The sequence below is a fragment of the Vibrio sp. 10N.286.48.F5 genome, from assembly GCF_041469785.1.
Lineage (GTDB): Bacteria > Pseudomonadota > Gammaproteobacteria > Enterobacterales > Vibrionaceae > Vibrio > Vibrio crassostreae_C.
The window spans coordinates 22,898-35,302 of record NZ_JBFRLG010000048.1 but is presented as its reverse complement, the minus strand read 5'-3'; the positions used below and the strand labels follow the sequence as shown (position 1 = coordinate 35,302).

At 45.4% G+C, this 12,405-nt stretch carries 9 protein-coding genes; 1 reads left to right on the top strand and 8 read right to left on the bottom strand.

Going from position 1 to position 12,405, the window contains the following annotated elements; all coding sequences use genetic code 11:
• Positions 1-1,581, top strand: a 1,581-nt coding sequence (locus AB4185_RS20655; protein WP_372135871.1) for a VCBS domain-containing protein, incomplete at its 5' end; no start/stop codon positions are given.
• Positions 1,582-1,657: 76 nt separating this feature from the next.
• Here AB4185_RS20655 and AB4185_RS20650 read toward each other — a convergent pair.
• The 8 genes from AB4185_RS20650 to AB4185_RS20615 form a co-directional block, all read right to left on the bottom strand.
• Complete coding sequence (locus AB4185_RS20650) at positions 1,658-2,971, bottom strand: HlyD family type I secretion periplasmic adaptor subunit (RefSeq protein ID WP_017061737.1); 1,314 nt, start codon at positions 2,969-2,971, stop codon at positions 1,658-1,660.
• Positions 2,964-5,216 carry an ABC transporter transmembrane domain-containing protein gene (locus AB4185_RS20645; protein WP_108185398.1) on the bottom strand — a complete coding sequence of 751 codons (2,253 nt, stop codon included), beginning with the start codon at positions 5,214-5,216 and terminating at the stop codon, positions 2,964-2,966. Before AB4185_RS20645 ends, AB4185_RS20650 begins: the two co-directional genes overlap by 8 nt.
• Positions 5,213-6,859, bottom strand: coding sequence for an ABC transporter ATP-binding protein (locus AB4185_RS20640; protein ID WP_108152108.1), 1,647 nt, complete (start codon positions 6,857-6,859; stop codon positions 5,213-5,215). The genes AB4185_RS20645 and AB4185_RS20640 overlap by 4 nt, the downstream gene beginning before the upstream one ends.
• Positions 6,860-7,037: 178 nt before the next feature.
• Complete coding sequence (locus AB4185_RS20635) at positions 7,038-7,673, bottom strand: CatB-related O-acetyltransferase (RefSeq protein ID WP_017061734.1); 636 nt, start codon at positions 7,671-7,673, stop codon at positions 7,038-7,040.
• Between the two features lie 419 nt (positions 7,674-8,092).
• Positions 8,093-9,205 (bottom strand): NADH:flavin oxidoreductase, encoded by a 1,113-nt coding sequence (locus AB4185_RS20630; RefSeq protein WP_032546839.1) that lies wholly within the window; start codon positions 9,203-9,205, stop codon positions 8,093-8,095.
• A gap of 287 nt (positions 9,206-9,492) precedes the next feature.
• Entirely contained in the window at positions 9,493-10,182 is a 690-nt protein-coding gene (locus AB4185_RS20625; protein WP_372135870.1) for a hypothetical protein, read from the bottom strand.
• Positions 10,182-11,372 (bottom strand): OmpP1/FadL family transporter, encoded by a 1,191-nt coding sequence (locus tag AB4185_RS20620; RefSeq protein ID WP_102333672.1) that lies wholly within the window; start codon positions 11,370-11,372, stop codon positions 10,182-10,184. Before AB4185_RS20620 ends, AB4185_RS20625 begins: the two co-directional genes overlap by 1 nt.
• Before the next feature lie 93 nt (positions 11,373-11,465).
• Positions 11,466-12,278, bottom strand: a complete 813-nt coding sequence (locus tag AB4185_RS20615; protein ID WP_102333673.1) for a crotonase/enoyl-CoA hydratase family protein — start codon at positions 12,276-12,278, stop codon at positions 11,466-11,468.
• Positions 12,279-12,405: the final 127 nt, after the last annotated feature.

The following is a 12,405-nucleotide window of genomic DNA, read 5'->3' as shown; positions in this document are numbered from 1 at the left end:
AGCTATGATGTTAAAGATGCCCACGGTGGTGTGACCCACACTGGCGCATCAACGACGCTCTCGGCAGCTGGCGATGCTGCGATCTTCACCGGAGATAAAAGCGGTCAAATTACAGAAGATCGCCATGTACAAGGTGATGCTCAACATACGATATTTGTCACTGGCGTGTTGAATGTTATAGATCCTGATGCCAGTGAAGATCATTTTTACGCCACTCGTAATGCCCATGCGGTCAGTGATCCCTATGGCGGTCATCTGACCATTGGAAAAGCCGGTGATTGGGCTTATTCGGTTCCCAATGCCAATATTCAGCACTTAGCGGCAGGGCAAGTCGAGCAGGTTCAATATGAAGTAACGACCGCTGGTGGTGATAAACAAATTATTACCATCAATGTGCATGGCACTAATGATAAACCAACAGTTTCTGAAGTTATCGCAGGTGCACATAACATTGATGAAGATGCTGCAAATGCGACCTCTGGGCAAATTATTATCAGCGATGTTGATCATAGCGATCAACATTCTGTCAGTATTGATAGCCAACATCAGCCACAGTATGGTTCTGTTACCTATAATAGCAATACACAAACTTGGGTCTACACACTTAATAACAGCAATAGCCATGTTAATGCTTTAAATAATGGTGAACAATTGACCGATAAGTTTTCTCTATTAGTCGATGATGGACACGGGGGCATTACAACTCAAGAAGTTGAAATGCGCATTGATGGACACAGCGATGTTCCACCAATGCCAACCCTAGTTGCCCCTGCAAAAATTACCGGCAGTGCAGGCAATCAGGACCTGCATGCCTCAATCGGAATTCCTCCAATTATTCACCAAGGAACGCCTACGCCAATGACAGGCTGGGGAATATCAGATCACCACGGACACTCTCTCACTGCATTACACGGTCAATTTGGTACTTTGCATGTCAATCCTGCAACCGGAGAGTTGAGTTACGATTACCAACAAACTTCATCAGGCGTCGTTAAGACACATACAGGAGGCTCTTACGGTAGTGGTACAGACGAAACCGACTCGTTTGTTTTAACCCTAGGAGGCGATCAAAACTCACAAGTCGCGGTGCACCTACATTTGCACTCGCAATCCGTCCATGGAAACAGCGGACATCACATTGACCAAACCACACTAACTGGCATGGATTTATCGCCAATCGCTCCATCACCTCCTCCAGCACCCGGCATGAGCCAAGCGGATGAACCGGATGCCTCTTTCAGCACCCCTGATGAAGTTACTCTTAATTTTGATGAGGTGACGGCAAACCTAGAACATACAGCGATAGGCGAACACGAACAGCGTTCTGGTGCCCATGCTTACCTAGACGCTCTGGGTATTAATGCTGACTCGCCGTCTATAGATTCACCGTCACACAATGTACCAGTAGCGCATGATATCGATATCATTTTCAGTGATGCCGAGAGTGCTTATGGGGCTGAGCAAACTGACGATGGTATGAGTGATGGGCTGTCTCACCATACCGATAACCCATCTATTGATGATTCTTTACACCATCATAATGACGTTGACGGACTGCCTGACATAGACCCAAATAACTAGAACATCACCCCTTCGGTTAGATAAAAAAAGGAGCACGGCATGTGCTCCTTTTTTATGCAAGCCAGAGTGGAGGACTTTACCTCTCTCCAAACGCCACGCTAACATTGGTATAAATCGGTTTCCATAAGTATTGGAACACCGACTTCTCGCCAGTTGTGATGTCTACTTCACCCGTCATACCCGGCAGTATGGAAAAGCTTTCAGGGTTATCACGGAAGTAAGGCGTATCAACCGACACTACAACTTCATAATAGATCTCGCCACGTTCGCTTTGACTTGTGGTCGGTGAAATACTCTCTACCGCCCCTTTTAAAGCCCCAAAGCGGCTGTAATCAAACGCATCAATCTTGACTCGAGTGGGCTGCCCAACACTCACAAAACCAATATCTCTTGGGGACAAACGTGCTTTGAAGTCAGCGTTCCCTCCGACAGGCACAATTTCAACTACCGTGCCACCCGGCTGAATAACACCACCATCCTGCGTGCTTGGTATGCTTTGCACCAAGCCTTGTAGCGGTGACACTAACATAGTGTTCGTCAATTTAGCTTGGCTTGAACGAACTCTAGCATTCAATGCTGATAAGTCAGATACGGCTTTAGAACGATCATCGCTCACTTTAGCTTTCGCTTCCGCCAGAAGCTGTATGATTTTTTGGTCATTACTGTCAGCTTGTCTAATCAATACCGACTTCTTACCACGAGCTTCTTCGATTTTCTGTTCGATACTGGCCAATTTTTGTCGCATTTCAAGCACACGTAAACGTGAAATGTTACCCGCTTTATAACCCTTCTCCAGTATGTTCAACTCTTGCTTAGTCGCATTTAACTCTTTCTCATAACTCGGCAAGGCCTTTTCTACGCTACGAAGCTGCTCTGCAATTTGCTCGCTCTCTTTCTCAAGCACCACACGCTTTTGGAAGTAGAGGGCTTTTTGCGCGTTCAGCTGAGCTTTTTGCTGGCTGACGATCTCTGGGTAATCGACCTCAAACTCAGCAAGGTTAGGCTCACGTTGCTCAAGCAACGCATTCATACGTTCCACACTGGCTAGAAGCGTCACTTGTTGGGATTTTAGCTCTTCAAGGGCGGTACGCTGGAAAGTGGCATCAAACTCAACAAGCGGCTGGCCTTTCTCTACCAACTGGCCTTCTTTAACAAGAATTTGCTTTAACTTACCGCCAATCGCACTTTGTAATACTTGCTTCTCGCCTTCCGGAATCACAGCACCTTTGGCTTTGGCGATTTCATCAACTTGAGTGACTACAGACCAAGTGGCAAAAGCAATAACACATAAGGCAACCGACCATGTGGCCAGCGCCAATGTACGAGCCGTATTTTGTGATTCAACAAGCTCACCGTAGCGCTTGCCCTTCTCGATAGATTGTTTAGTCATTAGCGACTCCTTGCTTAGACTCTGATTGTTCTTGTTGGGCTGCATTTTGTTGAGCAGACGCCTCTTGAGTTGACGGCTGTAGCTCTTGAGATAACGGTTGCTCAGATAACTGCGGTTCTTGAGAAGCTTGAGGCTCTGAAGGCTGTTCCTGCTTCGAAGACTGCTCCGGCTCTAATGGACCGGCATAAACCACTGCACCTTCATTTAATACCACCACTTTATCGGCAAGCTTGATTAAATCCGGATCGTGGGACGTGTAAATCACCGTTGCTTTTCCTTTTTTCGACTGCACAAACTCACCAAATATACGTTTAGCATTTGGGTGAGCATCAGGCACAGGATTATCCATTAAGAACATTGGGTAGTCATAAACCAGCGCTTTTGCATCAATTAGGATCTGCGCGACGCTGCCAGACAACATGTCAAAAAGGCTGTCCGGCTGAATACTGCTGATGGAAGTATCGAGCCCACCTGATAATGTCTCGAACCAACGCTTTCCGCCGACCATTTCAATTGCAGAGATCATTTTCTGATCTTCGACTTTGTGACCGTCGTTTAGCCACTCTCGAATACTCAGCGTAAGCAAATCAGGATATGCGGCTCGAATGAAACACCAGTGGCGATAAAGCTGCGGGTCGTATTGAACGAGGTTAACGCCTTCAAGCTCGACCATGCCATTTTGGATAGGCTGCAAGCCAGACAGCACTTCAATTAATGTTGATTTACCGCTCCCAGAAGGGCCGGTAATCGCGACAACTTCACCGGCTTCAATATCAAAACTCACACCATTCAAAGCGGGGCGACTCTGTTTGGGATAGCGCAGCGTCACTTGGTCTAATTTCAAGTTAGGCGCTACCACGGGTAACGGGTGATGCTGGTAACTGAATTCACGCTCAGACGGCTGAGACAAAATACGGTTCACTTGCAGCTTGGATTGATTAAAGCTATTAAAACGCATCGCGCTGTTTGCCAACACCTGAGCAGGACCCGTCACCTTAGATATCAACATCATTGAAGCAATCAAACCACCGGGCGTCATCACTTGTTCAAAAATAAGTCCTATGCCTAACCCCATCACGGCGAGTGTCGAGCCCACACCAATGAAATAGTAAATCGAGGTGTACCGACTCTGGAGAACCGATTGATTAAAGGTCACTGTTGAAGCAAGAAGATTGGCTTTTTTGAAACGTTGAATCCAGTGCTCTGAGAATCCAGCACTGCGAATAAAGGCAAGCTTGGATGACAGCTCATTAGTCATGTTTTGACGATTCGTACCTGCGACTGTCGATTGCATCGAGCGCTTGCTGCTAGAGCGTATCGAGCGTTTTGCTATCAAGTAATAAAGGATTAAAGAGACGACTGGAACCAGTACCAACCATCCGCCTAAAACTCCTATCGCTAGTACAAAAATTAGAATGAATGGTAGGTCAAATAACGCATTTCCTAATGGCCCCGATAGCACACCTGAAATACGCTCTGACAACATCACTTGGTTTTGCTGACTAGAAGAAGCTGTTTGCTGATTTTGAGCATAGCTATTACGAAGCAGACGCTGCACGAGGGATTGAGAAATCTCACGACTTACTCGGTTGGAAACTGAAGCAAACACTCGGCTACGTAATGTTCTCAACCAACCCATCATCACAAACAACAACGCCGCGCCAATGGCGATACCTTGCAACTCATGCCCTGCATCACCACCAATCACATGGTCATAAATCGACATCGTGATGAAGGGAACAGCAAGCGCAAATAAGTTAGTGATAAAGCTGACCAATAACAATTTAGGAATGATGGGGCGAAACGCATGTAACCTTTCACCAACCCAATCAGGAGAGGCCTTCTCTAATGGTGGCCCTTCGATAACAATACAAAACTGAGGGACATCGGTGATGTCGTTATTGGCATTAAAGGCAACAAATTGCTTGGATTCCAAATGACCAGAGACCAGCTCATGTTCACCAAGTACCAGTAAGACCAATTTATGTTCACCAACTTCATCTAGGTTGGCAACCAAGCGATAAGGCAGTGCAAGCCTGTCGAACAAGGCAAACATATCGTCGATTGATTCAATGCCATTTTCATCGACCCATTGATGTGCGAACAACTGGATATTAGCATTAACTTCCAACTGCTTAAGAACGGAAAGGCTCTCGGTTTCTAAATGATTCATCACCTCTTGTCGACCGCTGGTATCTGCACGGTTGTTCGTACCTGAAGGGTTACCAATATCTAAACGATTCATACGACGGCCTCCTGATTGCTCTCGCTGTCGGCCGTAATAGCTCGACTTTCCACTGTAATGATTCGATTAGCAAATTCGCGAAGCTTCGAATGGTAGCTCACCATCAGTATCGTGCGTCCTGCCGTTACTTCTTCTTCCAACACCTTAGCTAGATTCCCAAGGGCGTCTAAATCAAGTGAAGAATCCGGCCTTTCCAACATGATTATGGGTTTATCACTTGCCAATTGAGCCGCGATATTGAGCATTTTCACGTTACCCATACTCAACAAAGAAGCACTCGTATGGCCAATTTGTGTCTCTAGTCCATCGGGTAATCGAGTAATCTCTTTGGTTAAACCCAAACGCTTTGCATAGTCACTGGCGCTTTGCGTTTTCTCAGGGTCAAACCCGCACAAGTTGTCGAGAATAGTACCCGACACCAACAGCCCTTTAACGCCACAGTAGGCAGCAATATTGGTTACGGATGCGATTGAAACTGCAGCTCCGTTAATGAAGCACTCACCCGCTTTTAGATCATCAATACCTGCAATCGACGACAATAAATGACTGTTGGTGTGGCGATCCTCACTCTCTAACAAAACCAACTCACCTTTATTCAGTGTGACATCTGCATGAGAGAGTTCACCATATCTTTCAACGGTCGCTTGCTTGATTTCCAACGTCTCAAAGTCAGATAAGTGGTTCTCAACTTGCTCAGAATCTGAAGATTCCGATAATGATAAGTCACTCAATTTTTCTATTGCCTGATTGGCACTGTGTATTGAATTAAGCTTGATTCTAACCCCAACCAGAGCACTCAAAGGCGCAACCGCTCTGCCAGATAAGATAGAACATGCCGCCAAGCCACCAGTAGTTAACTGACCATCCAACACCCACAAGCTCCCCGTAATTACGAGTAAAACTGACGTGGCTAATGCGGCAAGCTGAATACATTCTTGGGCAAAGGCGTTCTGTTCTTCTTCTCTCGCTTTAGACTGAGAGCGAACGTTATTGAGGGATTTAAACTGATTGAAGATTCGAGACTCAACAGCCTGACGTTTGATTCCTTGAATGGTTTGGCTCAGTAAAATCAAGAACGCTTTTCGCTCCTGCTCATCTTGGGAAGCTTCTTCACTTAAGCTTTTAACGCGAATAGAAGATAACCAAACGATTCCGAGAGTAATCAGCCAAACTGCCAAAGGTATCGCCACCAGCTCACCGCCGATGTAAGCCACCAAGCCCAAGAAGATCAAGGCAAAAGGCAAATCAATAAAGCCTGCAATCACACCACCGGAATACCAATCTTTGACTTTGGATACAGAACCAAGCCCCTCTTCCACGCCGCCAACACCAATGTGGCGGAGATGGCCTGATGAAGCCGTTGTTACTCTTTCAACCAAAGTTTGATAGGTCGCTTTCTCGGTATTGCTGGCCGCGGCTGACAAAAGCCAAGTACGCACAAACCGGATCAATGCTTCCATGGCAACAGCCAACGCTGCACCCGCCAACAACAAAGTGGCAGTACCGTAACTTTGGTTAGGTAAAATACGATCGTAAATTTGCAAAACCGTTAACGGAACGGCGAGAGAGAGAAGATTTATGAGTAAAGAAGGCAGTAAGACTTTCCCCACCACCCCTTTGTTTTTCATTGAACTTGCGGGCATACACAATCCTTATCCATGCTTATGAAATAAGATTGGTACACCATGTTGAGTATTGCAAGGTAACGGACTGATTTAACGTGTTTTTCAATATAAATATGACACAGATCTTTCTACACAAATCTGTGGCTATACCCGTACCTTAAAAACGCTCCTTACAAACGCTCGTTACAAGTGCTCCTTACAAACAATTGTCGTAATCCGTTATCGCCTGCTTTAACTTTGAAAAGTCTGAGTTACATAAATACGGTTTCAGCGCTTCAAATTTATCTGAGGGCCACTCGTATATTTTGAATGACATGAGTTCGTCAATAACGGACTCATCAAAGCGGTATTTGACGACTTTAGCTGGAGAACCACCGACAATGCTGTATGGAGCGACGTCTTTAGTCACCACACTATTCGCTGCAACCACAGCGCCTTCGCCAATCGTCACACCGGGCATCACCATCGCTCTCATGCCTAACCACACCCCATCTTCAATGTGAGTGTCACCTTTGCCAATGTAGGCATCGTCGATTACATCCATAAATGGATACAGCGAAAACCAATCAACTCTGTGGGTATGGTTGCCACCCATTAAAATCACAACCTCTGCGCCAATGCAGACATAATCGCCGATATGGAGTTCGTCGATTTCCCATCGAGGCTCCCACTGGCGGCTGACTTCGTCGCCATGTAAATAACGGACGACAGATTGCTCGAACCCATTATCCCAGCAATCGCTGTAATAACTGTGTTGACCTTTTACGTGAATATTGGGGTTGGTTACGACTTCATGCAGCAACTCGAATTTGGACCAATGCTTCTTTTGCATTTTTACCTCTGAATGATCTATTAAGTTTTATTCGTTAACTATCAAAATGTTCGACGATGCAAATCCAAGGTGCACAAACTAACGCCCTATAAACACAGGGTTCACTGGGATGAATAGTGAGTATCACGCTTAAATCATAGCAATATCGCTAAAACTAAAGAGACGTCAGTGGATTCGAGGTTGCTTAAGAAGAGGAAGTAGTTTCAAAGTTTGCTCAGTTTTTATCGATAACTTGGTTGGATAATTTACAGGCGTAGTGTAACTGTTTAGTCGCGCCAATTTGACAGGAAGATGTGATTAATAAGGTTTCAAATTTCGTTTCGTGGAATACGGAATGAACAAGAGCCTGCGCGATTACACAGGCTCAAACTTAGACTCAGCTATAAACTTCGGAGCTCGCTTGGAGCTGGGCTCAGCGACTACATGCGTGCAAGCTGTACTTTTCTGTCTTTATTCACCACGCAGAAGTTACCGCGCTTAGTACGACACTTAGAGCATCGTTCGCATTCAACAGGGCTTCTATCCCCTTCCTTCCAACGCTTCACTAAATGGGGTTCAGAAAGCAGCGGTCTTGAAAGCGCGAAGTACTCAATGCCCGTGTTGTTTGCAATCGCTTCGATAGCATCAAAATCCGTTAGACCACCAACCGTGATCACTGGGATATTAACGTCTTGGCTAATCGCGTGACCATACTCATGGAAGTAGCCTTCAGCTTGAATGGTAAAACCATCGTGCGACTCGCCAATCATAGTGTCTGCTTTGCCATGAATATTGCCTGACACGACAATGCCATCCACACCCACTTGTTCAAGCTTTTTACAGACAATACGTGTTTCCTCAAAGGTGACGCCACCTTCAAAAAACTCGGATGCCGTGAGCTTAACCAAGATAGGGAAATCATCACCCACCAGCTTACGTGTCGCGGTATAGATCTCTAACAAAAATCTCATGCGGTTTTCTAAGCTACCGCCGTATTCATCTTCACGTTGGTTGTAATAAGGGCTTAGAAATTGGTTAATCAGGTAAGTGTGAGCGGCATGAATTTCAACGCCATCAAAGCCTGACTTCTGTGCTCTCAAAGACGCTTGAGCAAACGCATCAACAATGTAGTCGATCTCGTCTTTGGTCATCGCTTTGCCTAGAGTTTGAGTTCCTTTTTCTGGAACCTCACTTGGTGCGTAGATTACTCGCTCGCCAAGGTCATGCGTGGTTTTGGTGCCACCATAAGCCAACTGCATCACGATTTTAGAGTCGTTGTCGTGCACCAGTTGAGTCAGCTTTTGATACTCTTCAATGAATGAGTCGTTATACATACCCATCATGCCTGCATTCGGCTTTTCTTCTTCAACAATGTTCGCGTAGCCCGTCACGATCAGGCCGACTTCACCTTGAGCCAACTCTTCATAGATAGCGTACAGTTTATCTGTCATATGCCCATCTTCGGTGGCCATATTTTCCCACGTTGCACTTCTCATGAAGCGATTCTTTAGTGTCATCTTGCCAATGTGGGTTTCTGTAAACAAAGTGCTCAAGTGTCTTCCTCTCAAAATCGTGTTACGCAAGTTACCCATTAAGCATGGGCACTGATTCAGGCGGATACTACAGAGAATAAGGCAGCGAAAACTTAATCTAGATTAAGAGAGCGGCACTCTCATGTGAGAAAGATATAGAAAGCATCAAAAAGAGATAAAAAAGATTGGAGAAATGGTAACAAAAGAAAGTCGCTAAGTTTTAATAAGCGACTTTGTTCAATTTAATCTGGACTAAGTCAATGGTTCTTACGAGAGGTGTCCACCTGCGAATTTCTGCCTGCTAACAGTTATTTGAACTCATAGGTGTAAGACGCGCCAACACTGTTATTTTCACCGAAATCGTCCTCAGCAAAAATAGTGAAGAAGTTGAATGATTGAGCATCACTCAACTTGTAGCTCGCGCCGACGCCAGCCCAATACCCTGAATAATCATCAGACCCCATCGAACCACCACCGAAGCCCATGATAGACCATTCATTCGTAATCGTTTTTAAGCCAAACGCACCAATGTAGCCACCGTGTGTTGAACTCGGCATCAACACATAGTCAGAACCAACATTATCGTCATCGAAAACAGCTACTTCGCCGTCATTATAGCTGTAACCAGCCATAGGGAAGATTTGCCAACCGAACGGCTCAATATCGAAATAGCTCAGTGGTATAAATGTGCCAATACTGTAGTTGTTCTTATAAGCATCGTTGTCATATTCAGAACGGCTAAAGTTGAAATTCACGATACCCATAGGCAACAGCCATGAACCGCCTAATCGCCACTCTTCACCGTCCGCATTGACACGAGCATTGATCATTCGCGCTTCATCTAAACCAATAGAGCCTGAGAACTGCAAATCTTCGTTATAAGCAACGCCAGCTTTTGTCACGATTTTAGTCGGATCATCAGGGTGCTTCTCTTCAGCAAAAGCACCCGTCGAAAATAAAGACACTAAAGTAATGATTAGTAGATTACGTAATGTCATTAGAAGGTCGCGCTAACACCAACAAAGTGGATACGGCCATCGAACGAACCATTCAACAGATTAACTTGACCAAATCGACCATATCGATCCATCTCAACTGAACCCAAATCAGCGTATTCATAGAACACATCAATTAAGATGTCGTCCCAGTAGGTAGATGCGCCAACTGAGTAGCGGTACTGTTCACCCACAGGAAGGTCAACCCATTGCATTGACGGATCGTCTTGCGGAGAAGTTTCGTAAGAGAAGCCAGCTTTCAAACGCCAGTCTGAATTCAATTGATAATCCGCACCTACAGCAAATTTCCAAACGTCATCCCAGTCACGCTCAATCGGAACACCATTAATTGGACTTCCTGCTATTCCAAAATCAAGAACGGTTGTATCCCATTCACTCCAACGGTGGAACTGAATACTAGCAAGCAGGTCAAGTTGAGAGTTCAAAGCATAGCTCGCACTGACATCGATGATTTCAGGTAAAGCAATATCAGTTGATAATGAATTCAATACGCCTTGGTTAATAACGCCATTTACATCATTGTTAAACTCATGCTCTAGCTTAGAACGGTAACTTGCGCCCAGCTTAAGTTTATCTGTCGGTGTGTACATTACGCCAAGGTTATAGCCGTATGCCCAGTCAGTATCTTGCTTCGCAGTAAGCATTGACGTTGTTTGTTGGAATGCAGCCCAACTGAATTGCACACCCGCGCCTACTGACCATTGGTCATTCAGCTTATAACTCAGTGATGGATTCACTTGCATTGCTGTGAGCGTGATATCTTCTAGAAGTGCAGCACCCGCCCAATCACTGCCATAATCGAGGCTTGAACCGCCGACTGCACCCAGCGCGATACCAAGGTGCAATTTGTCTGTGACTTGATGAGCATGAAAGGCACCAAATGAGGGAAGAACTGAGTGCCCTTTTCCATCTGGATTACCACCGTTATCTTGATACTTCATTTCAAGATCGAATGCCATGGTGTTGATGGTCGTTTTGCTTTCGCCCATGTGAGACATAGTGGCAGGGTTTGTCCACATCGCCGCTGCAGATCGAGTGTAAACACCATCACCAGCGCCAGTAGTACCAGCGTTGGCAACGACAGCTTCTTGCAAAAACAGGCCACTTGCGAATGCATTTAAGCTCGTAAAAATTGCAGTGGCAGCTAGAGAGTAAGTAAAAGTTTTGTTCATCAGAGCGCTCATTTAGCCTTAGACATTAAATTGCTCTAAGGTTACCGCAAAGCTCAATAAACAAAGGGAATATCGATTATTCCTGTACAAACATTATTTGAACTTTCTTGCTAAGTAAGAGCGTGGCTTGTCAGGATGAATTTCACGCTGTGCTGCTATCGCTCGGTTCTTACCTAACCCTACTTTGATCTGATACCAAGTTTCGTAGAACACAACCATTCCGGGGCTTGACCACCAAATCTTGTTGTAGAGCTTCTTGTTAGCAGCGACGACATCTGGCGACCGATTCGCACACTCAAGTGCCAACGCATAGGCTTCAGCGTAAGGATCTTCGGCAATCTTGGTCACCAACCCATATTCTTTAGCGGTTTCACAGTCGATCACTTTGGCCGTCATCGCCATTTCAAGGGTGTGATCTTTACGCATCAGCTCTCTAAAAGCGATAGCGCCTCCCATGTCTGGAATCAGACCCCACTTTGCTTCCAATATAGAGAAGTTCGCATCCGGGCTAGCAATTCTAAAATCACCCCCACTGACCAATTGCAGGCCGCCTCCCCAACAACGACCATGAATCGCAAAAATGACAGGGCATGGAATATCTCGCCAACCCAATGAAAAGCGTTGTGCAGCGTTAGGCAATGTCGGTAGCCATTTAAACAAGAGCTTCATCGCCCCAGATTTACTGGTTAATAGGGACTTAACATCAAGCCCTGAACAAAAATCAGAACCCTCACCTTTTACTATTACGGCACGAATCTCGGTGTTCTTTTTCAGCTGAGTCACCATGTTATTCACGCCTTGAAACATTGCCATATCAATAGCATTGAGCTTATCGGGTCGATTCAACACAACCGTCGCAATTTGGTTTTCATCGATAGAACAAGTAATACGATCGAGGTTTGGCATGGTGGCTACCTTATCAGTGGTCAGACCTTTAGGTTATACATTTTATTAACATATGCCAAACTTGCACATTAAGAAGCGAGACCTGTGTTGCTTAACGTCTTTCCCTTTACACAAACGACATCAACAA